This window comes from Novosphingobium sp. (genome assembly GCF_041905565.1).
In the GTDB taxonomy this organism is placed as follows: domain Bacteria; phylum Pseudomonadota; class Alphaproteobacteria; order Sphingomonadales; family Sphingomonadaceae; genus Novosphingobium.
The window spans coordinates 46,523-73,320 of the sequence record NZ_JAYRKX010000007.1 but is presented as its reverse complement, the minus strand read 5'-3'; the positions used below and the strand labels follow the sequence as shown (position 1 = coordinate 73,320).

The window sequence follows — 26,798 nt, the reverse complement described above, 5'->3', positions numbered from 1 at the left end:
CCCTATTCGCACAGCTCGCACAGGGCGTGGATGATCCCGCTGACCACGGGATCGCGCAGGCTGTAGAACCGCGTCTGCGCCTCGGCCCGGCAGGCCACCGCGCCTTCCTCGCGCAGCATCGCCAGGTGCTGCGACACGGACGATTGCGACAGCCCGGTCAGTCCGACCAGCTCGTTGACCGAAGCCTCGCCCTCGTCCAGCCGGCACAGCATCAGCAATCGCTCGGGGTGGCTCATGACCTTGAGCTTGGCCGCCATATGCGCCGAATTGGCCTTGAGCTGGGAAAGATCGGCGGGTTTCATGCATCACCTTCGGTCAGGGGGCGGCCATCGTCGCGCAGCAGCACGTAGATTGCCGGGATGACCAGCACGGTCAGCAGCGTCGATGAAGCCAGCCCGAACAGCAGCGAGATCGCCAAGCCCTGGAAGATCGGATCGGTCAGGATCACCGCCGCGCCGATCATCGCCGCCAGCGCGGTCAGCACGATCGGCTTGAAGCGGATCATGCCCGCCTCCAGCAGCGTTTCGCGCAGGCTCTTGTCGGGCGTGCGGGCGTGGCGGATGAAATCGACCAGCAGGATCGAATTGCGCACGATGATCCCGGCCAGCGCGATAAAGCCGATCATGCTGGTGGCGGTGAACGGGGCCATGAACAGCATGTGCCCGGCCACGATCCCCACCAGGGTCAGCGGGATGGGCGTGAGGATCACCAGCGGCAGCTTGAAGCTGCGGAACTGCCCGACGACCAGCACATAGATCCCCAGCAGGGCGACCATGAAGGCCGCGCCCATGTCGCGGAAGGTCACCCAGGTGATTTCCCATTCGCCGTCCCACAGCAGCGACGGCTTGCTTTCATCCACCGGCTGGCCGTTGAGCAGCACTTCCGGCTTGGTCAGCCCCGCCTTGGCCCAGTCGAACTGTTCGACCGCATCGTCGACCGCGAGCATGCCATAGATCGGCGCTTCATACCGGCCCGCCAGATCCGCCAGCACCATCGCCGCACCGCGCCCGTCGCGCCGGAACATCGCCTGTCCGCCCGGCACCACCCGGGCGCTGACCAGTTCGCCCAGCGGCACCAGCTGCCCACCCGGCGCGACCGCGACCGGCGTGGCGGCGAGGCTGGCCGACCAGCTGCGCTGGGCCTGATCCAGCCCCAGTTCGATCGGCAGCGGATCGCGGTCCGCCCCGCGCGGGGCATGGCCGACCGTGGTGTTGCCGAGGAGCGCACCGATCGAATCGAACAGCTGGCGTTCCGACAGGCCGTACTGGTCCAGCTTGGCCCGGTCCGGGACCAGTTGCAGCGTCGGGCGCGGCGCGCCGAACGAATTGTCGACATCGACGATGTAGGGCACCGACCTGAACAGCTTTTCGACCTGTTCGGCGGTCTGGCGGCGGGTCTGTTCGTCCGGGCCATAGATTTCGGCCAGCAGGGTGGCGAGCACCGGCGGCCCCGGCGGGGTTTCGACCACCTTGAGCGAGGCCCCGGCGGGCAGCGGCACGGCTTTGAGCAACTGCTCGCGCAGGTCCACCGCGACCTCGTGGCTGGAGCGCGCGCGATCGCCCTTGGGCTGGAGCGTAACCATCAGGTCGCCCAGTTCCGGCTGCGCCCGCAGGAAATAATGCCGCACCAGACCGTTGAAGTTGAACGGCGCGCTGGTCCCGGCATAGGCTTCCATAGCGACCACTTCGGGCACCTTGCGGACGACGGCGGCGGCCTGTTCCAGCACCCGCCCGGTCATTTCCAGGCTGGTCCCTTCGGGCATGTCGAGCACCAGCTGCACTTCGCTCTTGTTGTCGAAGGGCAGCAGCTTGACCGTCACCGCCTTGAAATAGAACATCGAGCAGGCGACCAGTGTGGCCACGCCCACCGCGATCAGGAAGCGCCGCGCGCTGTCGCGGCTGGCGATCACGCGGCTGGCATAGCGCCGGTAGAGCGCGCCCAGCTTGCCGCCGTGGGCGTCGTGCTCGCCGTGCGCCAGGCCTTGCCGGGCAAAGCGGATCATCAGCCAGGGGGCAATGATCACCGCAACAAAGAAGCTGAATACCATCGCCGCGCTGGCGTTGATCGGGATCGGCGCCATGTAGGGACCCATCAGGCCGGATACGAACAGCATCGGCAGCAACGCGGCCACCACGGTCAGCGTTGCGACGATGGTGGGATTGCCCACTTCGGCCACGGCGTCGACCGCCGCGTCGATCCGGCTGCGGCCATCGGCCATGCCCCAGTGCCGGGCGATGTTCTCGATCATCACGATCGCATCGTCGACCAGGATGCCGATCGAGAAGATCAGCGCGAACAGGCTGACGCGGTTGATGGTAAAGCCCATGATCTTGCTGGCGAACATGGTCAGCATGATCGTAGTGGGAATGACGATGGCGGTCACCCCCGCCTCGCGCCAGCCGATCGCGAAGCCGATCAGCACGACGATCGAAATCGTCGCCAGCGCCAGGTGGAAGATCAGCTCGTTGGCCTTTTCATTGGCGGTTTCGCCGTAATTGCGGGTTACTGCCACGCTGACGCTGTCGGGCACCAGCTTGCCCTTGAGCAGGTCGAGCCGCTCTACCACCTGTTCCGACACGGTCACCGCATTGGCCCCGGCGCGCTTGGCAATCGCCAGGCTGACGGCGGGAGTCATCACCCAGCCCGCCTTGTCATCGCGCGCCCAGCGCCAGGCGCGGGCCTGGTCCTGGGTCGGCCCCTGCTGCACCGTGGCCACATCGCGCAGCAGCACCGGCGCGCCGCCGACCGAACGGACGGTCAGGTTGCCGAGTTCCTCGGCGGTCTTGAGCGTCTGACCGGCGGTGACGGCCACGGCCTGCCCGCTTTCGCGCACGGTCCCGGCGGGGAAAGCGCGGTTGGCCTGGCTGACTGCCTCGATCACGCTGCCCAGCGGCACCTGGTGCGCCGCCAGCCGCGCCGGATCGGGCACGACGCGCAGCGCCATGCGCTGCCCCCCGGTGATGAAAGTCAGGCCGACATCGTCGACCTTGGCCAGCTCGGTGCGCAGCTTGCCGGCCAGTTCGAACAGCGCCTGATCGTTCCACTGCCCCGGCGCGCCGGGCTTGGGCGTCAGGGTCAGCACCACGATCGGCACGTCGCTGATCCCGCGCACGGTGACCTGCGGCGGGGGAATGCCCACGGGAATGCGGTCGATATTGGCGGCGATCTTTTCGTTGATGCGGGTCGCGGCGTCTTCCGGGTTCGAACCGACCAGGAAGCGTGCGGTGACCAGCACGCCATTGTCCTGCGCCTGGGTATAGACGTGTTCGACCCCGTCGACGCTCTTGACGATCGTCTCCAGCGGCTTGGCTACCAGTTCGATCGCCTCGGGCGCGGACAGGCCGGGCGCCATGACCCGGATGTCGACCATCGGCACCGAAATCTGCGGTTCTTCCTCACGCGGGATGGTGATCGTCGCGATCAGGCCGACCACCATCGCGGCGAGCAGCAGCAGCGGGGTCAGCGGCGACTGGATCGTCGCGCGGGTCAGCCGCCCGGAAATGCCCAGGTTCATTGGCCGGCCTGCGCGATCAGGGTATCACCCGCCGCCGCGCCGGACAGCAGTTCCAGCTTGCCCGGCACGCTGCTGGGCGCAAGCTGGACCGGCACCTGCGCCGCGCTGCCATCCTTGGCGAGCACGGTGACATAGTCGATGCCGTAACGGCTGGTGACGAAAGTGGTCGGGACCAGCAGCGCCTTGCGCGCGCCGGTTTCCACCCGCGCGGCCAGGCGGCGGCCGATCAGGCGGTTGTCCAGCCCCGGCATTTCGACATCGGCGGCGAATTGCCCGGCGCTGATCGCCGGATAGACCCGCACCACGCGGCCCGTGCTGGTCCCGGCCAGCGCGCTGGCCTGAACCTGCGAGCCGGGGCGGACCTTGTCGGCCAGCGATTCAGGGATCTGCAGGCGCAGCACGGTTGGCCCGGCGGTAATCGCCGCAACCACCACGCCCGGGGCCACCGGAGCGCCCGCCGGCACATCGGCACGCAGCACGCGGCCGCTGGTCGGCGCAATCACCGCGCCCTGCCCGGCCACGGCGCCAACGGCGGCCTGCTGGGCCTGGGCGGCGCGGATCTGCGCGCGCGCGGCATCGGCGGCGGCCTGCGCCTGATCCAGCCGCGCCTTGGCATAGACGCCGTTCTGGTAAAGGTACTTCACCCGTGACAGTTCCGCCTCGGCCTGGGCGGCCTGGGCCTGGGCAGCGGCGGCCTGCGCGCCGTAAGCCCCGGCCTGGTAGCTCAGCTGGCTGTCGACGATCCGGCCGATCACCTGGCCTTTGGTCACCAGATCGCCCTCGCGCACGGACAGGCTGGTCAGGATGCCGGGAATGCGCGCCAGGACCTGGGCCTGGTCGACCGTGGTCACTTCCGCGCTGACGTCCTGCCAGGCGGCTGCATCGGCCGGGGCCAGCACCAGCCGATGCCCGGCCGGAGCCTTGGCCGACGCGGCCGGTTCACTCGTTTCGCCGCAGGAGGCCAGCACCAGCGCCATGGCCAGCGTTGCGATCGTCAGTCCAGCCTTGCGCATGCCCCGCTTCCTTTCCGTCGTTCAGCGTTCGACCGGCAATCCTGCCGCCTGCCAGGCACCGAAGCCCCCGGCGAGGTGCGTATCCACTTCCGTCCGGGCCATGGCGCAGCGTTCCAGCGCCATGGCCGAACGCCGCCCGGCGGCACAGTTCAGCACCATGGTCCGCCCGCCCGCATCGGGCAGCTGGCTGGTCTGGAAAGTGGAAAGCGGCAGGTTGACCGCCCCAGGAATGTGCCCGGCAGCGAATTCGTCCACTTCGCGCACATCGACCACCAGCGCCCGATCATCGCGCAGCAGCTGCGCAAGCTCGCCCGGGGTCAGTTCACGATGCCGCGCCTTGCCGAAACCGAAAACCATTGTCCTGCGTCCTTCCTGTGCGGCGAATCTGCCGCTGCATATTTCCTCTTGCTCATATCGTCTTTAACTAATATTAGTCAAGTCACATAGACAGTGAGTCGGGTCCTTTCGGGTCGCAACGAAGGGCAACGCCGCAGGTAGGAGCAGGATCATGGCGCTACCGGTAATTGTGGTTCTTGGCGCCGGGCTTGGCGGGACGATCGCGGCTTATGAAATCCGCGACGCCGTCCAGGGCGCGGCCGAGGTTACGGTCATCAACGATTCGGACGACTTCTGGTTCGTGCCATCGAACCCCTGGGTCGCGGTGCGCTGGCGCGAGCCTGAAGCGATCAAGGTCCACCTGCCGCCGATCATGGCGAAAAAGGGCATCGGCTTTACCTCGGTCGGGGCCAGGCGGGTCCATCCGGCGGAAAACCGGATCGAGCTGAACGACGGCTCGTCAGTCAGCTATGACTACCTGGTCATCGCCACCGGCCCGGACCTGGCGTTTGACGAAGTGGCAGGACTGGGGCCCAAGGGCTTTACCCAATCGGTCTGCCGCACCGATCACGCCTCGGCAGCCGCCGACATGTTCGAACGGCTTGCCGCCGATCCCAAGCCCGTCGTGATCGGCGCGGCGCAGGGCGCCTCGTGCTATGGCCCGGCCTACGAATTCGCGATGATCGTCGATACCGAACTGCGCCGCCGCAAGATCCGCGACCGGGTGCCAATGACCTTCGTCACTGCCGAACCCTATGTCGGCCACCTGGGCCTCGACGGGGTGGGCGACACCAAGGGCCTGCTCGAAAGCGAGATGCGAGGTCGCCACATCAAGTGGATCACCAATGCGCGCATCGCCAGGGTCGAGGACGCCCTGATGCATGTCGAGGAAGTGAACGAGGACGGCTCGGTCAAGGGCCAGCACGAGTTGCCGTTCGGCTTCTCGATGATCCTGCCCGCCTTTCGCGGCGTGCCTGCGGTGTTCGGGATCGAGGGGCTGACCAATCCGCGCGGCTTCATCCTGGCCGACAAGCACCAGCGCAACCCCGCCTTCCCCAACGTGTTCGCGCTGGGCGTCTGCGTGGCGATCCCGCCGGTGGGCAAGACCCCGGTCCCGGTCGGCGTGCCCAAGACCGGGTTCATGATCGAAAGCATGGTCACCGCGATCGCCGCCAACCTCAAGCTGATCCTGGCTGGCCAGGAACCCAGCGAGGAGGCCAGCTGGAACGCGGTCTGCCTGGCCGATTTCGGCGATGGCGGCGTGGCCTTTGTCGCCCAGCCGCAGATCCCGCCGCGCAACGTCAACTGGTCAAGCGAGGGCAAATGGGTCCACCTCGCCAAGATCGGGTTCGAGAAATACTTCCTCCACAAGATCCGCCGGGGCACCAGCGAGCCGTTCTACGAAAAGCTCGCGCTGCACGCGCTCGGCATCAGCAAGCTGCGGTTCAAGTAAGGAGCACCTGGCATGACACTCGATTCCGCCGTTTTCCGCTTTGCCGGCGTGGTAGTGCTGGCCAGCCTGGCCTTGGCGCACTGGGTCCATCCGGCCTGGCTGTACCTGACTGCCTTTGCCGGGCTGAACATGCTGCAGGCCAGCTTCACCGGCTGGTGCCCTGCCGCCACGGTGCTCAAGAAGCTGGGCGTGCGCCCCGGAGCCAGTTTCGACTGAGCCCGCCGCCGTGCCCCGGCGCTGAACGAGGCTGAGGGCGGACGGCTGATCGCCGTCTGGCGGCCCAACGCCTTGACCGGCAACGTGGGCGAAAAATGCCGCGCCGGGTCAAATAGGCACAATACCTCAATTCGATATTGCCAATGCGATGCCTTTGGGCGAGTGAACGGGCGCGATCCAGGGCGCGCCAAGGGGGCCGACCTGCCAGTTCCGGCCCGTGGCTGGCGGCAGGACGCAATCCCGCTTGGGGATGGCATCCCATATCAATCAGTTTCCAAAGGAATCCCCGGAGTGACCAACAAGACGGCCCTGATTACCGGCATCACCGGGCAAGACGGCGCGTACCTGGCCCGCCTGCTGCTCGACAAGGGATACCGCGTTCACGGGATCAAGCGGCGCTCCTCGTCCTTCAACACCGGGCGGATCGACGACATCTACGAAGATCCGCACAAGCCGAACCCGCAGCTGACGCTGCATTACGGCGACATGACGGATTCGACCAACCTGATCCGCATCGTCCAGGAAACCCAGCCGGACGAGATCTACAACCTCGCGGCGCAAAGTCACGTCCAGGTCAGCTTCGAAACGCCCGAATACACGGCCAATTCGGACGCGCTGGGCACGCTGCGCCTGCTTGAGGCGATCCGCATCCTGGGGCTGGAACAGACGACCCGGTTCTACCAGGCATCCACCTCAGAGCTTTACGGCCTGGTCCAGGAAGTGCCGCAGCGCGAAACCACGCCGTTCTATCCGCGCAGCCCCTATGCCGCGGCCAAGCTCTATGCCTACTGGATCGTGGTCAACTACCGCGAAGCCTATGGCATGCATGCCTCCAACGGCATCCTGTTCAACCACGAGAGCCCGCTGCGCGGCGAAACCTTCGTCACCCGCAAGATCACCCGCGCCGCCGCCGCGATCTCGCTCGGGCGGCAGGACGTGCTCTATCTCGGCAACCTCGATGCCAAGCGCGACTGGGGCCATGCGCGCGAATATGTGCGCGGGATGTGGATGATGCTGCAACAGGACGAGCCGGACGATTACGTGCTGGCCACCGGCGAAACCAACACGGTGCGCCAGTTCGTCGAATGGTCGTTCGCGGACGTCGGGATCGAGCTGGAATGGCGCGGCGAAGGCGCGGCCGAGCAGGGCTTCTGCAAGCAGACCGGGGCGCTGCGCGTCGCGGTCGATCCGCGCTATTTCCGCCCGACCGAGGTTGACCTGCTGATCGGCGATCCGACCAAGGCCCACACCAAGCTGGGCTGGCGCCACGAAACCTCGGTGCGCGATCTGGCCCGCGAAATGGTCCAGGCCGACCTTGACGTGATGCGCACCGCCGCGATCGGGCTGGGTAGCTGACCGATGACCTATGATCTTGCCGGTAAGCGCGTCTGGGTTGCCGGCCATCGCGGCATGGTCGGCGGGGCGATTGCCCGCCGCCTGGCCGACGAGCAATGCGAAGTCCTGACGGTCGGGCGTGAGACGCTGGACCTGACCGACCAGCGCGCCGTGCTGGACTGGATGCGCAAGGAACGCCCCCAGGCGGTGTTCCTGGCCGCCGCCCGGGTTGGCGGAATCCTCGCCAATTCGACCTATCCGGTCGATTTCCTGCGCGACAACCTGCTGATCGAAACAGCGATCTTCACCGGCGCGCACGATGTGGGCGTGGAAAAGCTGCTGTTCCTGGGTTCGTCCTGCATCTACCCCAAGTTCGCCCCCCAGCCGATCCAGGAAGACGCGCTGCTGACTGGCGAACTGGAGCCAACCAACGAGTGGTACGCGATCGCCAAGATCGCCGGGATCAAGCTGGCCCAGGCCTACCGCCAGCAGTATGGCTGCGATTACATCAGCGCCATGCCGACCAACCTTTATGGCCCGGGCGACAACTTCGACCTCAACTCCAGCCATGTGCTGCCCGCGCTGATCCGCAAGGTCCACGAAGCAAGGCTGATCGGCGCCCCGGTGCAGGTCTGGGGCACGGGCTCGCCGCGCCGCGAATTCCTCTACGTCGATGACTGCGCGGATGCCTGCGTCCACCTGATGAAGGTCTATTCGGACAAGGGCCACGTCAATGTCGGCTCGGGCGAGGACATCTCGATCATGGAGCTGACCCGGCTGGTGATGGACGTGCTGGACTATGCCCGGGGCGAAGTGGTGACCGACCCGTCCAAGCCCGATGGCACCCCGCGCAAACTGATGGACAACAGCCGGCTGCGCGCGCTGGGCTGGGCCCCCAAGGTCGACCTGCGCGAAGGCGTGGCGAACAGCTACCAGGCATTCCTGGCCGGCGAGGGCCGGGGGCTTTAGGCACCGTCCGGCTGCCGTAACCGGCGGCCGGGGCAAACCCCATGGCGGCGCGGCTTTTCAGGATGGCAACTTTGCAATCTGCGTCTAAAGGCTTCGAACCATGCAGGTTCTGATTATCGAGACGCAGCGCTACCGCGATGCGCGCGGCTGGTTCAGCGAAACCTGGAGCGCCGCGCGAATGGCCAAGGCCGGAATCGCGCACGATTTCGTGCAGGACAACCAGTCCTGCTCGGTCCAGGTGGGCACTCTGCGCGGACTGCATTTCCAGCGCCCGCCGTTCGCGCAGGCCAAGCTGGTCCGCTGCCTGAAGGGACGCATCTTCGACGTTGCCGTGGATATCAGGCCGCAATCGCCGACCTTCGGGCATTGGGTCGGGGCCGAGCTGGCCGCCCAGGATGGCCGGCAGATGCTGGTGCCGCGCGGCATGGCCCACGGCTTCCTGACGCTGGAGCCCGATACCGAGGTGGCCTACAAGGTCGACAATCCATACGCTCAGGGCAGCGAAGGCGGAATCCGCTGGGACGATCCGGCCATCGCGATCGACTGGCCGCTGGCCGGGCTGACCCCGCTGCTGTCGGACAAGGATGCGCAATTGCCCGGAGTTGCCGAAGCGCTGCTGGAATTCGCATATGATGGCAATCCGTTACAGCCAATCCGGACAATAACGGTATAGTCGGCCCGCAATGTTCCTGGATGGGTAAGTCATCACCGTTATGAACGCGAAGCGCATCTTGATCACAGGCGGGGCCGGCTTCATCGGATCGGCGCTGGTGCGCCAGCTGCTGGCGACCACCGAACACGAAGTGCTGAACCTGGATGCACTGACCTATGCCGCCGTGCCCGGATCGCTGGCAGCGGTTGCCGATCATCCCCGCTACCGCTTCGTCCAGGGCGACATTTGCGATCCGGGGCTGGTCAGGCAGCTGCTGACGCAGTTCCAGCCCGACATCGTCACCCACCTGGCGGCGGAAAGCCATGTCGACCGTTCGATCGATGCGCCGGGCCAGTTCATCACCACCAACGTGGTGGGCACCTGCAACCTGTTGCAGCAATGCCTCGACTATTGGCAGGGCCTGCCGGCCGAGGCCCGGTCCGGCTTCCGGTTCCACCACATCTCGACCGACGAGGTATTCGGCTCGCTCGGGCCGACGGGACACTTCCACGAGCAGTCGCCCTACGATCCCCGCTCGCCCTATTCGGCGTCGAAGGCCGGGGCGGACCACCTCGTCAGGGCCTGGGGCCATACCTATGGCCTGCCGGTCCTGCTGACCAATTGCTCGAACAATTACGGCCCCTTCCACTACCCGGAAAAGCTCATTCCCCTGACCATCATCCGGGCGCTGGGCGAACAGGACCTGCCGGTCTACGGTGACGGGCAGAACATCCGTGACTGGCTGCATGTCGAAGATCACGTCGCCGCCCTGCGCCTGGTGTTCGAAACCGGCGCACCGGGGGAAACCTATGCGATCGGCGGCAATGCCGAACGCACCAACCTGGCGGTCGTGCAGGCGATCTGCGACGAGCTGGACCGCCTGGTGCCCCGTTCGGGCGGCGGCACCTACCGCGACCTGATCGGCTTTGTCGCGGACCGGCCCGGCCACGATCGCCGCTATGCGATCGACGCGGCCAAGATCACCCGCGAGCTGGGCTGGACGCCCACGGTTGCCTTCGAGCAGGGGATTGCGGCGACGGTCAGGTGGTATGTCGAGAACCGGGCGTGGTGGGAGCCGATCATGGCGCGGCGCGATCCGACCCGCCGCCTGGGCACCCGGACCTGAGATGACGCCCCGGCGCGTTCTGGTTGCCGGAGGCAACGGGCAGGTCGGCCGCGAGCTGGCCCGCCTGGCCGATCCGGCCCGGTGGGAGCTGAGCCGCCCGGATCGCAGCCAGCTCGATCTTGCCGACGAGGGCGCGGTGCGCGCGGCGCTGGCGCAGGGCCGCTGGGATGCGGTTATCAACTGCGCCGCCTGGACCGACGTGGACGGGGCGGAAAGCCATGCGGATGACGCCCGCCGGGTGAACGCCGCCGCCGCGGGCTGGCTGGCGCAGGCGGCCCGGGCCGAGGGCCTGCCGATGGTCCATTTTTCCACCGACTATGTCTTTTCGGGGACCAGCGAGGCCCCCTATGCCGAAACGGCCCCGACCGACCCGATCAATGTCTATGGCCAGACCAAACTGGAAGGCGAGGAACTGGTCATGGCCGCCCATCCCCGGGCCATCATCCTGCGGATCGCCCGGGTGCTGAGCCCGCATCGTACCAACTTTCTGAAGACCATGCTGGCGCTGGGCGCGCAGCGTGACCAGCTGTCGGTGGTCAGCGACCAGACCGGCTGCCCGACCGGGGCCAGCGATGCGGCCGGCGCCGCCCTGGCCGTGCTGGAACAGATGCTGGACGATCCCGGCCGGGTCGGCGGCATCTATCATTGCACCAACGCCGGCCAGGCCAGCTGGTTCGAACTGGCCGCCACGATCTTTGCCCTGGCAGAGCAAAAGGGTTACAAGGCACCCCAGTTGACCCCCGTAATGGCGAGCGAATTCAAGACCATCGCCGCGCGTCCGCGCAATGTGATCATGGCTTGCGAAAAGCTGTACCGCGACTTCGCAATCCGCCTCCGGCCCTGGCCGGACATGGTTGCAGAAGTGATCGACAGCCTGGCGCTGCCCAGCCCGACCGACAGGAATTGGAAATGAAAGGCATCATTCTCGCAGGCGGGTCTGGCACGCGGCTGCATCCGATGACCCAAGTGGTCTCGAAGCAGCTCATGCCGGTCTATGACAAGCCGATGATCTATTACCCGCTGTCAACGCTGATGCTGGCGGGCATTCGCGAGATCCTGATCATCTGCGTTCCGCGTGATGTAGCGGCGTTCCAGGCGCTGCTGGGGGATGGTTCGCAATGGGGCCTGTCGATCGAATACCGCGCCCAGCCGGCGCCTGAAGGGATCGCGCAGGCCTATATCATCGGGGCCGATTTCGTTGCCGGGGACCACTCGGCCCTGATCCTGGGCGACAACATCTTCTATGGCCACGGGATCACCGAGCTGTTCAAGCAGGCAATGGCCACGCCGTGCGGCGCTAGCATCTTCGCCTATCACGTAACCGATCCTGAGCGTTACGGCGTGGTCGAATTCGATCAGGCCATGCGGGCCCTGTCGATCGAGGAAAAGCCTGCGCAGCCCAAGTCCGACTGGGCGATCACCGGCCTGTATTTCTATGACGAGCAAGTGGTCGAGATCGCCGCCGGGCTGCGGCCATCGGCGCGGGGCGAACTGGAAATCACCGATATCAACCGAGCCTACCTCGAACGCGGCCAGCTCAATGTCGAGATCATGGGGCGCGGCTTTGCCTGGCTGGACACGGGCACGCCGGAATCCCTGCTGGAGGCCGGCAATTTCGTGCGAACGCTGGAAGCGCGCCAGGGCTTCAAGATCGCCTGCCCCGAGGAGATCGCCTTCACGCAGGGCTTCATCGACCGCGACCAGCTGGGACGGCTGGCGGCGGGGCTGGGGAAATCCGCCTATGCGCGCTACGTGGCCGCGCTGCTTGAGCAGTGATCCGGCCCCTGCGCAGCAGCATCGCCCCAACCGCCATGCGTAAATCGCTCCACCTGCCACAAATCCTCTGGTGCGGACTGAAAGCCGCGCCAGGCCGGACGCTGCGCGGCGCCTACTGGTATCTGCGCGGCAAGCGGGTGCGCGGCCTCAACCTGCTCAAAGCGGCAGCCGCAACCAGCCCGGACTATTACCGGCTGTGGACCAGGGTCACCGAGCCGCGCCTGGTGGCACAATATTGCGCGGCTGATACCGACCAGCCCCTGCCGCAGCTGAGCGCGGTTGTCCTGGGCGCTGCGGCCGATCCGCTCGCCAGCCGCCGCACACGGCAATCGCTGACGCAGGCGTTCGGGTCCGACCTGCCCATCCTTGAGCTCGACCGCGACGGCACGTTTGTCACGCCGCCGCCGCCCGGCACCTGGCTGCTGGCCATCCAGGCGGGCGACTTCGTCGCTCCTGTGGCAGGACGGGCGTTGGCCGCCGCGTGCCGCCGCAATGGCGTGGCTGGACTGGTCTATTGGGACGAAGACCGGCTGGTGGATGGCGCCCGCCGCGATCCCTGGGCCAAGGGCGAATGGGACGAACTGGTGTTCCTGGCGCGCGACGGGCTGTGCGGCGCGGGCGCCTTCAGGGTGCCGGACGATCTTGCGGCAGATGCGGCGCGCGATCCCGCTGCCATGCTGGCCCATGCCGCCGCCGGGGCCGACCAATCGACCGCCGTCCACGTCCCACTGGTCCTGACCCATCGCGCGGCCCCGGCCCGGGCCGACCAGGCTGCCCGCCGCGCCCAACTGCTGTCGCGCGCCTGGCCCGGCCACCCCGGCCTGGCCATCGGCGACGATGCCGGCTTGCAGGTCGAATGGCCGGTCGAACACTGGCCAAGCGTGTCGATCGTGATCCCGACGCGTGACCGGGTCGAACTGCTGGAGCCCTGTATCAAGGGCCTCAAGCAGCTTGAATACCCGGGCGAGGTGGAACTGATCGTGGCCGACAACGGCAGCGTCGAACCGGCCACGCTGCACTTCCTGGCACAGTTCAGGGCCGCAGGCGGGCGCGTGGTGGACTGCCCGGGCGAGTTCAACTTCTCGACCATCAACAACCGCGCCGTGGCCGCGGCCGGTGGCGAACTGGTCTGCCTGCTGAACAACGACATCGAGCCGCTGGACGGAATCTGGCTGACGGCCATGGCGCGCCATGCGGTCCGGCCGGGCATCGGCGCCGTGGGCGCCATGCTGCTCTATCCGGACGGGACGATCCAGCATGCCGGGGTCGCGCTAGGCGTCGGCGGGGCGGCCGGCCACATCTATCGCGGCCTGCATCCGGCGGATCCGGGCAACGGGGCGATGCATCGCACCACCCGCCGGGTTTCGATCGTGACGGCGGCATGCCTGCTGGTGCGCCGCAGCACCTACCTCAGCATGGGCGGGCTGGACGAGCGCGAGTTCGCGGTCGCCTTCAACGACGTCGACTTCTGCCTGCGGCTGGGCCGCGCCGGGCTGGCCAACGTCTTCGTTGCCGAAGCCTGCCTGATCCACCACGAATCGAAATCGCGCGGCAGCGACATGCACGCCAGCAACCTGGCCCGGTATCGCCGCGAACTGGCCGCGCTGCATGCGCGCTGGGATACGGCGGTGGCGCTCGATCCCTGGCACAGCGCATTGATCAGGCGGGCCAGCGAGGATTACGTGCTGGAACTGTAATGGCCAGCCCCCCGCACCTTCCCACGGTAACGCTTGCGGCCGTGACCAGTGTCGCCATCGAAGCGACGGTCGAGGCGATGCACCGCTCGATGCGGCAATTGCGGTTCGGCGCGGCCAAGCTGTTCACCGACCAGCCCGCACCGCCGGGATGCCATCCTGACATCGAGGTCGTGCCGATCCCGCGCCTGTCATCGCGCGAGGCCTATTCCCGCTTCATGCTGCGCGGCATGGCCGGGGCAATCGACACCGCGCATGTCATGGTGGTGCAATGGGACGGGTTCGTGCTCGACGGAGCTCGCTGGGACGAACGCTGGCTGGCGCTGGACTATATCGGCGCGCCCTGGCCGCAGTTCGACGATGGCATGGATGTCGGCAACGGCGGGTTCTCGCTGCGCTCGCGGCGGCTGCTGGCCGCGCTGGCCGAACTCGCGCCGGACACCGAGGAGGCCGAGGACATCGTCATCGCCCGCCAGCTGCGACCGCAGCTGGAAGCGCTGGGGATGCGATTCGCGGCGCGCGAAACAGCGGCGAACTTCGCGTTCGAGCGCACGCGGCGGCAGGGCACCGAGCTGGGCTTCCACGGGGCATTCAACCTGCCCGGACTGCTGTCGGCGCGGGACCTGCGCTGGTTTCTGCAACGGGTCGAACCCGGCCTGATCAACCCCCGCGATCTGCGGACGATGCTGGCCGGATGCCTGGTGCGGGCCGATATGGGCAACGCGATCCGGCTACTGATGCGGCTGGCGCGCTAGCGCGGACTGGCTTTGCGGTTGCAAATCGCCAAAGCACAGGCCATTAGCCCAAGAGACTTCTGCGGTCGTCCCGGTCGCTGCCAGGAACCTAACAGTCCAATGCTTTCCAATATCTTGACCCGGCTCAGAGGACTTTCTCCCCTCTTTACTGTGACCGTCTTGATCCCGACGCTCTGCGCAGCGCTGTATTACGGCCTGCTCGCGTCTGACGTCTATGTTTCGCAGGCCAAATTCGTAGTGCGCAGTCCCGAAAAGCCGACTGGCACCGGGCTTGGCGTGCTGCTCAAATCTGCCGGCTTCACCAATGCCGGGGACGAGATCTATGCCGCGAAGGAATTCGTCGCGTCGCGCGATGCGCTGCAATCGCTCGACAAGGACGGAACGGTCCGCAAGGCCTATGGCAGCCCGGCCGTGTCGCTCTTCGACCGGTTCGATCCGCTTGGCCTGGATGGCAGCTTCGAAGCCTTGTATCGCTACTATTCCAAGAAAGTGGCGATCGAACATGACAGCGCGTCGTCGGTCACCACGCTGACCGTGCGGGCCTATACCCCGCGCGAGGCCCAGATGCTCAACGAGCGTCTGCTCGAAATGGCCGAGGCGACCGTCAACCGGCTGAACGAACGCGGACGGCAGGACCTGATCCGCTATGCCCAGCGCGAAGTTGACGAGGCACAGAGCGCATCGCGCGCGGCGGCGCTGGCGCTTTCGGCCTACCGCAACCAGCAGGGCGTGGTGGACCCCGAAAAGCAGGCGGCGGTCCAGCTGCAGATGATTTCCAAGCTGCAGGATGAACTGATCTCGACCAAGACGGAACTGGTCCAGCTGCAACAGTTCGCGCCGCGCAATCCGCAGCTCGAAGTGCTGCGCACCAGGGTGCGCAGCCTGGGCACCCAGATCGACGAGGAACTGGGCAAGGTCGCCGGCGGCCGCAAGTCGCTGTCTTCGACGGCAGCGCAATACCAGCGGCTGGTGGTTGAAAGCCAGTTCGCCGACAAGCAGCTGGCCGGTGCGATGTCCTCGCTCGAGGAGGCCCGCAACGAGGCACGACGCAAGCAGGCCTATGTCGAACGGATCGTCCAGCCCAACCTGCCGGACGAGGCGCTGGAACCGCGTCGGCTGCGCTCGATCCTGGCATCGATCATTGTCGGCCTGGCGCTGTGGGGCGTGCTGTCGATGCTGCTGTCGAGCATCAAGGAGCATGTCGATTGATCGAGGCCCGCCAGCCCGAACCACTGCAGCCCCCGTCGCTGCGCCGGTCCTGGGAAATCCAGCGCCGGGTGATCGGCGCGCTGGTGATGCGCGAAGTGCTGACCCGCTATGGGCGGCACAACATCGGCGTCCTGTGGCTGTTCGTCGAGCCGATGATGTTCACCCTGGGCGTCGCCACGCTGTGGGCGGTGGCCGGCCTCAACCATTCCTCGAACCTGCCGATCGTGGCCTTCGCCCTGACCGGCTATTCGGCGGTGCTGTTGTGGCGCAACATGCCCTCGCGCTGCATCGGTTCGGTGCTGACCAACGCCGCGCTGATGTATCACCGCAACGTCCGGCTGATTGACATCTACCTCTCGCGCCTGGTCCTTGAGGCGATCGGGGCGACCACCTCATTCATCGTCCTGTCGATCCTGTTCATCAATCTCGACATGATGAAACCACCGGAAGACATCCTCAAGGTGGCCTGGGGATGGGGCATGCTGACCTGGTTCGGCGCGTCCTTCGCCATGTTCCTGGGCGCCCTGTCGGAACGGACAGAGCTGGTCGAAAAGATCTGGCACCCGGTTTCCTACCTGATGCTGCCGCTGTCCGGCACGACGTTCCTGGTCGATGCCATGCCGCCGCAGTTCCAGCACATGGTGATGTGGATTCCGATGCTGCATGGCACGGAACTGATGCGCGAGGGCTACTTCGGCAGCGCGATCAAGGCCCATTACGACCAGGTCTACATGACCGGCGTGTGCCTGTTCTTCACCCTGTTTGCCCTGTCCGAGGAACGCTATGCCAGCAAGCGGGTGATCCTCGAATGATCCGGCTGACAGGCGTCCGCAAGTCCTACCACACCCGCTCGGGCATGCACGAGGTGCTGCGCGGGATCGACCTGACCATCGCGCCGGGTGAAAAGCTGGGCATCGTCGGGCGCAACGGGGCGGGCAAGTCCACGCTGTTCCGCATCATCAGCGGAGTCGAACTGCCCACCTCCGGGACGGTCGAACGCACGATGAGCGTGTCCTGGCCCCTGGCCTTCGGCGGCGCGTTCCAGAACGGGCTGACCGGCTACGACAACCTGCGCTTCATCTGCCGGATCTATGGCACCGATTACCAGCGCGCGGTGGAATACGTGGCCGAGTTCAGCGAGCTTGGGGCCTATATGCGCGAACCGCTGCGGATTTATTCGTCAGGCATGCGCGCACGCCTAGCTTTCGCAATCTCCATGGTCGTCGAATTCGATTGCTACCTGATCGATGAAGTAACCGCGGTCGGCGATGCCCGGTTCCAGGCGAAATGCCAGTCGGAACTGTTCGAAAAACGGGCCGACCGTTCGCTGATCATCGTTTCGCACGATACCCACTACCTGCGCCATCATTGTGATCGCGGTGCGGTTTTGCTGGATGGCACGCTTCATCAATTTCCCACCGCTGATGAAGCAATTACATTTCATGAGCAGTTGATGGCAGCCTGAAGATCGGGCATCGGGTTCCGAGACGATCACAGGCGATTTCGCATGGACCTGAAGCAAGGGAAACACGCAATGCCGACCAAGCCAGCAACGACCAGCGCCAAGCAGCCGAAAGCCGCTTCCAGCCAGCGTCCGAAGGGTCCAAGCGAAACCGAACTGTCCGAACAGCTGGCCGAACGGTTCGCCGAAGTGGCCACGCTGACCCGCCTGCTGGCCGAGGCCGAGCAATCGAGGCAGGGTGGCGACTGGCGGTTCGAATGGCTGTGCAAGGTGGCGCCGTTGATGCGCAGCCACATGCTGGCGCGCGGCCGCTTCGGGCTTGCCGCACCCAGCGACGAGCGGCTGATGAGCCAGCTGCGCGACGCTAAGCTGTTCGATCCGGACGCCTATCTGGCCAGCAATCCGGATGTCCGCGATGCAGGCGTCGATGCTCTGCAGCACTTTCTTTCGCACGGCCTGGCCGAAGGGCGTTCACTGGGCGTCTGAGGAGGCGTGCTGCACATGCATTGTGATTATTGCATCGTCGGTGGCGGGATTGTCGGCCTGGCGACGGCGTGGGCGATCAGCAACCAGCGCCCGGATGCCAGCATCGTCCTGCTGGAAAAGGAAACCACCCTCGCCGCGCACCAGACCGGGCACAACAGCGGGGTCATCCACGCGGGGATCTATTACGCACCCGACAGCCTGAAGGCGCGCCTGTGCCGCGAGGGGCTCGACGAGACGCTCGAGTTCTGCCGCACCCACGAAATCGCCCATGACCAGTGCGGCAAGCTGATCGTCGCCACCAATCCACTGGAGGAACAGCGCATCGCCGCCCTGTTCGAACGGGCCAAGGCGAACGGCCTGGACCTGCAGCAACTTGACCCGGAAGAGCTGAAGGAACGCGAACCGGCGATCCGGGGCACCACGGCGCTGCTTTCCCCGAAGACCGCGATTGTCGACTACCCGGCCATGGCCCGCAAGCTTGCCGACCTGCTGCGCGCGCGGGGCGCTTCGATCCTGCTGGGCGAACAGGTCACCCGGATCGAGGAATATCCCGACCGCGTCGCGATCAGCACGCCGGGCGGCACCTGGACCGCGGATCGCCTGGTGGTATGCGGCGGCCTGCAGGCCGACCGTCTGGCGCGCATGGCGGGACTGCCGATCGATTTCCGGATCGTTCCGTTCCGGGGTGAATATTTTCAGCTCCCGGCCAGCCGTAACGCGATCATCCGGCACCTGATCTATCCCGCGCCGGATCCAGCCCTGCCGTTTCTCGGAGTCCATCTCACCCGGATGATCGACGGCAGCGTGACCGTCGGCCCCAATGCGGTGATCGGCTTTGCCCGTGAAGGTTATCCGAAGTTCTCGCTCGACCTGGCCGACGTCGCCTCGTTCGCCAGCTATCCCGGCTTCTGGCGCCTGGTCTGGGCCAATCGCGGCCACGCGGTCCACGAGCTCAAGGGCTCGCTGCTGCGCTCGGAATATCTCAAGGAATGCCGCAAGTACTGCCCGGAACTGGGCCTGGACGACCTGCAACCCTATCGCGCCGGGATCCGCGCGCAGGTGGTGATGCGCGACGGCACCGCGATGCACGACTTCCTGTTTCGCAAGACATCGCGCTCGGTCCATGTCTGCAATGCGCCCTCGCCCGCGGCGACTGCCGCGCTGCCGATCGGCCGCATGATCGCCCAGGAACTGTTCTGACCTGACCCCCGACCACCAGGGTGCCGCTTGGCGCAGCCGCGCTGCCGGCCACGAATTAACCAAGGATACCAGATGCTTCCGACTGTCCGCCAAATCTATGACCGGGTTCGCTTCGCGCGGGTCAGCCAGTTCGATCTCAAGGCAGTCAACCTGCGCCTGGTGTCGCGGATGAAGCGGCAGTTCGATCACGACGAGGCGATGGAGCGCGCCATCGGCGGCGGCTTCGAGGAATTCGGCAAGATCGAACTGGCAGTGCTGCGGCAATTCGGCCTGGAGCCGGACCACAGCCTGATCGACGTCGGCTGCGGGGCCGGACGACTGGCCAGGCCGCTGTCCGAGTACCTGACCGGATCCTACCTGGGGATCGATCTCGTCCCGGACCTCATCCAGCACGCCCGCAAGATCAGCGCCAGGCCCGATTGGCGTTTTGAAGTGATCGACCATATCGGCATTCCCGCACCGGACAATTCGGCCGATTTCGTCTGCTTCTTCTCGGTCCTGACCCACCTGCTGCACGAACACAGCTACTGGTATCTCGAAGAAGCCAAGCGCGTGCTCAAGCCGGGCGGCCGGGTGGTGTTTTCGTTCCTCGAAGTGCGCAACCCGCTGCACCAGGAAGTGTTCTGGAAGACCGTGCGGCTGGCCAAGGCACGGGCAGTCGAACCGCTCAACGTATTCATCGAGCGCGACGCGATCGAATTCTGGGCGCGCTCGCTGGAAATGGAACTGGAGCACCTGGTGTCCGGCGATCAGGCGATCGTCGCGGAAGGCGCGCTGGGCCAATCCTGCGCGGTGCTGCGCAAACCCGGCTACTGAATCGATCGTCCGCATCTGCGGCTTGTGACCGAATGCACATCGCGAGTTGTTGATGTTAACAATGATTCGAACTATCGCGTTGCCTGAATCCTGGTCGATCCGGGTTTGCCCGTAGTCGATCTGAAAGACTGGCGGGGACGATTGCTCCCGTCTTGGACCAACCTGTCGTAGCCGAGCCTACCGATCGATTATATCGGATGGCAACGGTCCGACACATGTTGAAAGAACTTGATCAGATGCATGTCCTTATCACCGGCGGTGCTGGTTATCTTGGTTCGATACTTGTCCCCGAGCTGCTCAATCGCGGCCACAGCGTGACGGTGATCGATACCTTCCAGCGCAACGATGCCTCGCTGGCCCATGTCATTGCCAACCCCAAGTTCGAACCGGTCCGCGGCGATGCCCGCGACGAAGACCTGGTCAAGAGCCATGTCGCCAAGGCCGACCTCGCCATTCCGCTCGCCGCCCTGGTTGGCGCTCCGCTGTGCAAGCAGGACCCGATCGCGGCGACCACGCTGAACCGCGACGCGATCCTGATGATGCTGAGCCACATGTCCAAGGACCAGCGCATCATCTACCCGACCACCAATTCGGGTTACGGGGTTGGCCAGAAGGGCATCTTCTGCACCGAGGAAACCCCGCTCAACCCGATTTCGCTGTACGGCACGACCAAGGTGGAAGCCGAGCGCGCGATCCTCGATCGGGGCAACGGCATCACCCTGCGCCTGGCCACGGTGTTCGGCATGGCGCCGCGCATGCGCCTGGACCTGCTGGTCAACGATTTCACCTATCGCGCGGTGACCGACCGGGCCGTGGTGATTTTCGAGGGCGAAGCCAAGCGCAACTACATCCACGTCCGCGACGTGGCCAAGGCGTTCATCCACGGCATCGACAACTACGAAACCATGAACGGCGAGCCGTACAACGTCGGCCTGTCGTCGGCGAACCTCTCGAAGCTTGAGCTGTGCGACAAGATCCGCCAGTTCGTGCCCGGTTTTGTCAGCCTGACCGCGCCGATCGGCGAAGATCCCGACAAGCGGGACTATATCGTTTCGAACGAAAAGCTGGAAAAGACCGGCTGGACCCCCGATCACACGATCGAAATGGGCATCCAGGAACTGATCCGGGGCTACCGGACGATCCGCAACGGCATCTTCAGCAACGTCTGAGCCGAACATGCTCCTGTCATCCCGAACCCCGCTCCGGGTCAGTTTCTTCGGTGGAGGAACTGACTATCCCGATTATTTCGAACGCTTTCCCGGCGCCGTGGTCGGGATGGCGATCGACCGCTATGTCTATGTCAGCGCCCTGCGCCTGTCGGACATCATCAACTACAAATACCGGCTGAGCTATTCCCGGCTTGAAATGGTGAATGACAGCAGCGAGCTGGAGCATCCGGTGGTTCGGGCCGTGCTCGATCACTACGGGATCGAACAGCCGCTAGACATCTCGATCCAGGCCGATCTGCCCGCCTCCAGCGGGCTGGGCAGCTCGTCCGCCTTCACGGTCGGGCTGGTCAACCTGATCGGGGCGCTCAAGGGCCGCACGCTGACCCGGCTCGACCTGGGGCAGGCGGCGATCCACGTGGAGCAGGTCCTGCTCAAGGAAAACGTGGGCGTGCAGGACCAGCTGCATGCCGCCTTCGGGGGGCTCAACCGGTTCGACTTTGTCGATGGCAGGACCCGGATCACTCCGGTGCAGATGACCTCTGCCTGCGAAAGCCACCTGCTCAATTCGCTGGTGCTGGTCTATACCGGCCAGACCCGCTTCGCTTCGAAGGTCCTGACCGAACAGGTCCAGGCCACCCGCGAACGCAAGATCGATGCCGAACTGTCGCACTTGCTGGCCCTGGTCAGCCAGTCGATCGATGTCCTCGAAGGCCCCGATCCGGAAGCCATGCTGAAGGATTTCGGCGCGATGATGCACGAAGGCTGGCAGACCAAGCGGCGCCTTTCGGCCGGGGTGTCCAACCCCGCGATCGACGAATTGTACGACGCCGCACTGGCGGCGGGCGCGCTCGGCGGCAAGCTGTGCGGTGCGGGCGGGGGCGGCTTCCTGCTGATGGTCGTGCCGCCTGAACGCCGCGCCGCCTTTGAAAGTGCAATGCAGGGTTGCAGCCTGATCCCGGTTGGCATGGATCGCCACGGATCGGTCATCCTGACCCAATAGAAAGACAGCTACTGTGACGAAGAAGATTCTGCTTACCGGCGCGACCGGCTTTCTCGGACGCCATGCCCGCCCCGTGCTGGAAGAACGCTATGGCGCGGAAAACGTCGCCAGCGTCTGCTCGGCCGACTATGACCTGATGCAGCCCGACCAGGTGCGCCGCATGTTCGACGAGATCGCCCCGGACGTGGTGGTCCACCTGGCCGCCTATTCGGGCGGCATCGGCGCCAACCGCGCCTTTCCGGCCGACTTCTATTTCCGCAACACGATCCTGACCGCGCTGACCTTCGAAGAAGCCGCGCGGCGCAAGGTCGACAAGCTGGTCTATACCATGGGCGGCTGCTCCTATCCCGCCAAGGCGACCAGCCCGATCGACGAGGACCAGCTGTTCTGCGGCTATCCGCAGCCCGAAAGCGCCGGCTATTCAACCGCGAAGATGATGGGTGTTGTCGCCGCCCGGTCCTATCGTGACCAGTACGGGTTGAACGCCACCGTGCTCATCCCCGGCAACCTCTACGGCGAATTCGACAACTTCCGGAACAGCGAATCGCACGTCGTGCCGGCCATGGTGCGGCGCTATTTCGAAGCGATGCGGGACAAGGTCCCCGCGGTCGAAATGTGGGGCACGGGCGCCCCGACGCGCGATTTCACCTATGCCGGCGATGTGGCCCGGATGCTGCCGTTCTTCATCGAATCCTACGATGAAGTCGGGCCGGTGAACCTGTGCACCGCCACTTCGACCTCGATCCGCACGCTGGCGGAAACGATCGCACGCCTGGTCAACTACCAGGGCGAGATCCGCTGGGACGAAACCAAGCCCGACGGCCAGATGATCAAGATCTTCTCCAACGAACGGATGAAGGCGCTGGGCCTGACCTGCGAGACGCCGCTTGAGGAAGGGCTGCGCCGCACGATCGCCTGGCTCGAAAAGAACTACGACGACCGCGGCGAGGGGCTGCGCCTGTGATCTTTCTGCTCGGCGGAAACGGCTTTGTCGGCAGCGGCTTTGTCCGCGCCATGGAAACGCGCGGACTTGCGTTCCGCGTCATCACCAGGGCCAACTATGCCGAATTCGCCGGGCAGGAATGCGACCTTTTCATCAATGCCAACGGCAATTCCAGCAAGCTGCTGGGCCGCGACAACCCCAAGCTTGATTTCCAGGCCTCGGTGGCTTCGGTGCGCGACTCGCTCTGCGACTTTCGCTTCAGGCGCTACCTGTTCCTGTCGACCAGCGACATCTATCCCGATTGCTCGTCGCCCGAGATCACGCGCGAGACCGAGACGCCGCCGGTCGAACGGCAAAGCCCCTACGGTTTTCACAAGTACCTGGCCGAACAGCTGGTCCGCCATGCCGCGCCCGACTGGATGGTCGTGCGCCAGGGCGGCTTTGTCGGCCCGGGGCTGAAGAAGAACGCGGTTTACGACGTGCTCAACGCCGACCGGATCTGGGTCCACCCGGAAAGCCGGTTCCAGTACATCCATGTCGACGATTCGGCCCATGCGATCCTTGATCTGCTGGACCGCGCGCCGCGCAACGAAATCTACAATCTGACCGCCCGCGGGACCGTTGCCGTCCAGGACGTGATGGCGCTGGCGGGGCGGACCTGCACCGCGCCGGACGATGCCCGCCCGGCAACCTACGAGATTTCGACCGACAAGGCAGCGCAATATGTCGATCTGCCGACCACCCGGGACTGCGTGATGCGCTACCTGACCGAACAGGGTATGGGCTGATGAAAGTACTGTTGATCCTGGTCGATCTGTACAAGGACGTCGGGGGCGGCCAGACAGTCTATCGCAAGATCATCGAAGAAACGCCCGACGTCGAATTCTTCTATTTCCGTTCGCAGGAACCGGCCGATGCCAAGCGGCCGGCCAATGCACGGGCCATTCCGCTGGCGCCCCGGCGCGAACTGGTGGTCAATGCCCCTCCGCCCCATCCCGAACATCTGCTGGGCGGACTGAACGAAGCGGACAGCTATGCCCGTTCGGTCGCCGGCCGCTCGTTCGACATCGTCGAACTGCCCGATTTCTTCACCTGCGGCGCGTTCCTGCGCGCGGCCTTTGCCCATCACGGCGTCAAGGTGGGCCGCACGGTGCTGTCGCTGCACGGCAACATCTCGACCTCGATCGACCTGAACTGGTCCAGCCCCGGCGACCGCACCTTCGAATTGCAGCAGCTGGAACGGCTGCAATTCGATAGCGTCGACGCGGTCTACGGGATTTCCAGGCGGTATATCGCACAGTGGCAGGAACAGGTCCCGCGCGAGGTGTCGTTCCTGGATCCGGCGCATTTCGTGCCCCGCTCCAAGCGCGAGAGCTGGAAGGCCGAGCCGGATACCCTGCCGTCGCTGTACTGCATCGGCCGATCCGAACGCCTCAAGGGCAATGACCTGTTCGTCGAGCTGGCGCGCTGGACCAATCCGAACCTGTACCGGACGGCCGAACATATCGGCGGGGTCGACCGGACCGAGGGGATCGCGTCGAGCACGCGGCTGAGCAACTTTGCCGATGTGCGCCAGGCGCTGGTATCCTATCGCGGGACGCTCACCCATGACGCCTTGCTCGACCTGTTCGCCCACAAGTCGTTGGTCGTCCTGCCTGTCCGGTTCGATACCCTCAATCTGGTGGTGCTCGAGGCGCTGTTTGCGGGCTGCCCGGTCATGGTTTCGACCAAGGCCGGGGTATGCGACTACCTCGACGAATTCCATCCCAAGCTGCCCTACACCAAGATTGACCTCGAGGACTTCTATGGTGCCCTGCCGCAGCTTGAAGACCTGTTGCAGAACTATGACCAGCATCGCCAGGCCCTGAACCGGGCGCTCGACCGCAATTCGCCGTGGCCAAGCAAGCCGCTGGACATGCGCGGGCTCTATGCCTCGTTCCTCGCTCGTCCCGAGCGCGTGCCGACGCTGACCTACGGCTTCAAGACGCTGGGCGGATTGCCGGCCTACGGGATCCCCGACCGCCAGCCGGAAGCCAACCCCGAACAGGCCAGGGAAGCGATCCATTCGGCCGGCCTGTCGATCGATCCGCACATTTCGGCACTGGCGGCCAGCTCGTCGGCGGTCCTGCATCATCTGGGCGATGCCGGGCGCATGACCGAGCGTAACGCCGACGCGCTGTCCGACAAGCTGTCCTATCTTTACGGGGTCGCGCCGCACGTGCTGCTGCGCGGCAATTTCTGGATGGAAATCGCCCGGGTGCACCGGATGCGCGGGCAGGAACACATGGCCGCGACCTATGAACTACGGATGCTGCGGTCGATGGGCGACGATCGCTTCGGCCTGCTGCCCCGGATTACCGAAACCCTGGCGCGGCGCGGCGCCACCAGCGAGGCGGAAGCCGCCGAAGCGCTCTATGCCGACCCGATGCAGGCGGCAGACCGGGTCCATGGCCTGCTCAAGGCCCGCTACGAGCGCCTGCGGACCTACAAGGAACGGCCCCTGGCAATCCGCGACGATCGCCGCCGCAATGCCAAGCCGCGGCTTTCGGTGATCGTCTCGCTCTACAACGCGGCCGACAAGCTGTACAATTTCCTGACCATGCTGTGCCGGCAGACGATGCTGCGGCGCGGCGAGGTCGAAGTGATCCTGGTCGACAGCGGATCGCCGTCCGACGAACGCTCGGTGTTCGAGGCGTTCCACCGCGATCATCCCTTCGATGCGCTGTATGTCAGGTCTGCCGACCGCGAAACCATCCAGGCGGCCTGGAACCGCGGCATCGCGCTGGCCCGTGCGCCCTACCTCGCGTTCCTCGGCGTCGATGAGGCGGTCTATCCCGAAGCGTTCGACCTGCTGGCCGAACACCTCGAGCAAAACCCCTCGGTTGACTGGGTGCAGGGCAATTCGATCGTCACCGATGTCGACGATTTCGGCCTGCACAAGAACGATGTCATGCCCTACAACCGGCAGGGCGGAACGGACGTCCATCCGATCCTCGACACGTGCTACCTCACGTTCGTCGGCGGGATCTATCGCCGCAACCTGCACGATCGCTTCGGCTACTTCGACGAACAGTTCCGCGGCGCCGGCGATACCGAGTTCAAGAACCGGATCCTGCCGCACATCGGGGTCGGATATGTCGACTGGCGGCTGGGCCTGTTCATGAACTATGCCGATGGCCAGACGACGTCGAGCCCGATGGCCGAGCTGGAAGACAACCGCTCGTGGTACCTGTTCCGCTCGGAAGGGGGGCTGCGCTACCTGTTCGACGACCGGCCGGTCGAGGATGCCGAACGGCTGCTCCTGCATTGCCTGGGCTATCGCAAGTCCTACTGCGGGCACACCAGCTGCGATGTCGACCTGGGGGTGCACACCGCCAACTACATCCTCAAGCGCAAGCCGCATTCCGCGCTGGCCCGGTTCGTCCGCGGCGATCTGCAACAGTTGCAGGAAGCCTATCGCTCGCTCGAAGTGATCGACGCCAGGGTTTCGGCTGAAGAACTGCAGACGCGGGTCTATCGGGCCTGGCTGCTGTGCCAGACCATCCAGGCGCGCCATGCGTCCGGCCTGGCCCGCCTGGGGCTGCATGGCCAGCCGACCTATCTGCTGACCAACGACAACCGCTACGAGCAGCATTCCTGGCTCTGGAAGAGTCTCTGATCATGGTGCATTGGAC

At 65.4% G+C, this 26,798-nt stretch carries 25 protein-coding genes; 21 read left to right on the top strand and 4 right to left on the bottom strand.

What is annotated here, in order from left to right; genetic code table 11:
- Positions 1–2: 2 nt before the first annotated feature.
- The 4 genes from ACE3N9_RS07655 to ACE3N9_RS07640 are packed head-to-tail and all read right to left on the bottom strand — an operon-like array spanning position 3 to position 4,884.
- Complete coding sequence (locus ACE3N9_RS07655) at positions 3–302, bottom strand: ArsR/SmtB family transcription factor (protein ID WP_374282496.1); 300 nt, start codon at positions 300–302, stop codon at positions 3–5.
- Positions 299–3,514, bottom strand: coding sequence for an efflux RND transporter permease subunit (locus ACE3N9_RS07650; protein ID WP_374282494.1), 3,216 nt, complete (start codon positions 3,512–3,514; stop codon positions 299–301). Before ACE3N9_RS07650 ends, ACE3N9_RS07655 begins: the two co-directional genes overlap by 4 nt.
- Positions 3,511–4,527, bottom strand: coding sequence for an efflux RND transporter periplasmic adaptor subunit (locus ACE3N9_RS07645; RefSeq protein ID WP_374282492.1), 1,017 nt, complete (start codon positions 4,525–4,527; stop codon positions 3,511–3,513). The genes ACE3N9_RS07650 and ACE3N9_RS07645 overlap by 4 nt, the downstream gene beginning before the upstream one ends.
- Positions 4,528–4,548: 21 nt before the next feature.
- On the bottom strand, positions 4,549–4,884 hold the full coding sequence (locus tag ACE3N9_RS07640; protein WP_374282490.1) for a rhodanese-like domain-containing protein: 336 nt from the start codon (positions 4,882–4,884) through the stop codon (positions 4,549–4,551).
- Positions 4,885–5,035: 151 nt separating this feature from the next.
- Between ACE3N9_RS07640 and ACE3N9_RS07635 the strand changes: the two genes are divergently transcribed.
- The 21 genes from ACE3N9_RS07635 (at position 5,036) to ACE3N9_RS07535 (ending at position 26,782) form a co-directional block, all read left to right on the top strand.
- Positions 5,036–6,316, top strand: a complete 1,281-nt coding sequence (locus tag ACE3N9_RS07635) for an NAD(P)/FAD-dependent oxidoreductase (RefSeq protein ID WP_374282489.1) — start codon at positions 5,036–5,038, stop codon at positions 6,314–6,316.
- Between the two features lie 12 nt (positions 6,317–6,328).
- Complete coding sequence (locus ACE3N9_RS07630) at positions 6,329–6,532, top strand: DUF2892 domain-containing protein (RefSeq protein WP_374282487.1); 204 nt, start codon at positions 6,329–6,331, stop codon at positions 6,530–6,532.
- A 291-nt stretch (positions 6,533–6,823) separates the two neighbouring features.
- Positions 6,824–7,888, top strand: a complete 1,065-nt coding sequence (gene gmd, locus ACE3N9_RS07625) for a GDP-mannose 4,6-dehydratase (RefSeq protein ID WP_374282485.1) — start codon at positions 6,824–6,826, stop codon at positions 7,886–7,888.
- A 3-nt stretch (positions 7,889–7,891) separates the two neighbouring features.
- Positions 7,892–8,836 (top strand): GDP-L-fucose synthase family protein, encoded by a 945-nt coding sequence (locus ACE3N9_RS07620; RefSeq protein WP_374282483.1) that lies wholly within the window; start codon positions 7,892–7,894, stop codon positions 8,834–8,836.
- Positions 8,837–8,936: 100 nt separating this feature from the next.
- Positions 8,937–9,509 carry a dTDP-4-dehydrorhamnose 3,5-epimerase gene (gene rfbC, locus ACE3N9_RS07615; RefSeq protein ID WP_374282481.1) on the top strand — a complete coding sequence of 191 codons (573 nt, stop codon included), beginning with the start codon at positions 8,937–8,939 and terminating at the stop codon, positions 9,507–9,509.
- A 40-nt stretch (positions 9,510–9,549) separates the two neighbouring features.
- Positions 9,550–10,614: a dTDP-glucose 4,6-dehydratase gene (gene rfbB / locus ACE3N9_RS07610; RefSeq protein ID WP_374282480.1), complete on the top strand. Its 1,065-nt coding sequence runs from the start codon at positions 9,550–9,552 to the stop codon at positions 10,612–10,614.
- A 1-nt stretch (position 10,615) separates the two neighbouring features.
- Positions 10,616–11,527: a dTDP-4-dehydrorhamnose reductase gene (rfbD, locus tag ACE3N9_RS07605; RefSeq protein WP_374282478.1), complete on the top strand. Its 912-nt coding sequence runs from the start codon at positions 10,616–10,618 to the stop codon at positions 11,525–11,527.
- Positions 11,524–12,390: a glucose-1-phosphate thymidylyltransferase RfbA gene (gene rfbA, locus ACE3N9_RS07600; RefSeq protein WP_374282476.1), complete on the top strand. Its 867-nt coding sequence runs from the start codon at positions 11,524–11,526 to the stop codon at positions 12,388–12,390. The genes rfbD and rfbA overlap by 4 nt, the downstream gene beginning before the upstream one ends.
- Before the next feature lie 35 nt (positions 12,391–12,425).
- Positions 12,426–14,087 carry a glycosyltransferase family 2 protein gene (locus ACE3N9_RS07595; protein ID WP_374282474.1) on the top strand — a complete coding sequence of 554 codons (1,662 nt, stop codon included), beginning with the start codon at positions 12,426–12,428 and terminating at the stop codon, positions 14,085–14,087.
- A complete protein-coding gene (locus tag ACE3N9_RS07590) occupies positions 14,087–14,839 on the top strand; it encodes a DUF5672 family protein (RefSeq protein WP_374282472.1) in 753 nt (250 codons plus the stop codon). Before ACE3N9_RS07595 ends, ACE3N9_RS07590 begins: the two co-directional genes overlap by 1 nt.
- 150 nt (positions 14,840–14,989) lie before the next feature.
- Positions 14,990–16,048 (top strand): hypothetical protein, encoded by a 1,059-nt coding sequence (locus ACE3N9_RS07585; RefSeq protein ID WP_374282470.1) that lies wholly within the window; start codon positions 14,990–14,992, stop codon positions 16,046–16,048.
- Complete coding sequence (locus ACE3N9_RS07580) at positions 16,045–16,860, top strand: ABC transporter permease (RefSeq protein ID WP_374282468.1); 816 nt, start codon at positions 16,045–16,047, stop codon at positions 16,858–16,860. Before ACE3N9_RS07585 ends, ACE3N9_RS07580 begins: the two co-directional genes overlap by 4 nt.
- Positions 16,857–17,513 carry an ABC transporter ATP-binding protein gene (locus tag ACE3N9_RS07575; RefSeq protein ID WP_374282466.1) on the top strand — a complete coding sequence of 219 codons (657 nt, stop codon included), beginning with the start codon at positions 16,857–16,859 and terminating at the stop codon, positions 17,511–17,513. Before ACE3N9_RS07580 ends, ACE3N9_RS07575 begins: the two co-directional genes overlap by 4 nt.
- Positions 17,514–17,582: 69 nt before the next feature.
- Positions 17,583–17,996 carry a hypothetical protein gene (locus ACE3N9_RS07570; RefSeq protein ID WP_374282464.1) on the top strand — a complete coding sequence of 138 codons (414 nt, stop codon included), beginning with the start codon at positions 17,583–17,585 and terminating at the stop codon, positions 17,994–17,996.
- 15 nt (positions 17,997–18,011) lie between these two features.
- Positions 18,012–19,196, top strand: coding sequence for an L-2-hydroxyglutarate oxidase (gene lhgO, locus ACE3N9_RS07565; RefSeq protein WP_374282462.1), 1,185 nt, complete (start codon positions 18,012–18,014; stop codon positions 19,194–19,196).
- Between the two features lie 72 nt (positions 19,197–19,268).
- Positions 19,269–20,012: a class I SAM-dependent methyltransferase gene (locus tag ACE3N9_RS07560; protein WP_374282460.1), complete on the top strand. Its 744-nt coding sequence runs from the start codon at positions 19,269–19,271 to the stop codon at positions 20,010–20,012.
- A gap of 236 nt (positions 20,013–20,248) precedes the next feature.
- Positions 20,249–21,181 (top strand): NAD-dependent epimerase/dehydratase family protein, encoded by a 933-nt coding sequence (locus tag ACE3N9_RS07555; RefSeq protein ID WP_374282458.1) that lies wholly within the window; start codon positions 20,249–20,251, stop codon positions 21,179–21,181.
- A gap of 7 nt (positions 21,182–21,188) precedes the next feature.
- Complete coding sequence (locus tag ACE3N9_RS07550; RefSeq protein WP_374282456.1) at positions 21,189–22,181, top strand: hypothetical protein; 993 nt, start codon at positions 21,189–21,191, stop codon at positions 22,179–22,181.
- A 13-nt stretch (positions 22,182–22,194) separates the two neighbouring features.
- Positions 22,195–23,145 (top strand): NAD-dependent epimerase/dehydratase family protein, encoded by a 951-nt coding sequence (locus ACE3N9_RS07545; RefSeq protein ID WP_374282454.1) that lies wholly within the window; start codon positions 22,195–22,197, stop codon positions 23,143–23,145.
- Entirely contained in the window at positions 23,142–23,912 is a 771-nt protein-coding gene (locus ACE3N9_RS07540; RefSeq protein ID WP_374282452.1) for an NAD-dependent epimerase/dehydratase family protein, read from the top strand. Before ACE3N9_RS07545 ends, ACE3N9_RS07540 begins: the two co-directional genes overlap by 4 nt.
- Positions 23,912–26,782, top strand: coding sequence for a glycosyltransferase (locus tag ACE3N9_RS07535; RefSeq protein WP_374282450.1), 2,871 nt, complete (start codon positions 23,912–23,914; stop codon positions 26,780–26,782). Before ACE3N9_RS07540 ends, ACE3N9_RS07535 begins: the two co-directional genes overlap by 1 nt.
- Positions 26,783–26,798 lie beyond the last annotated feature (16 nt).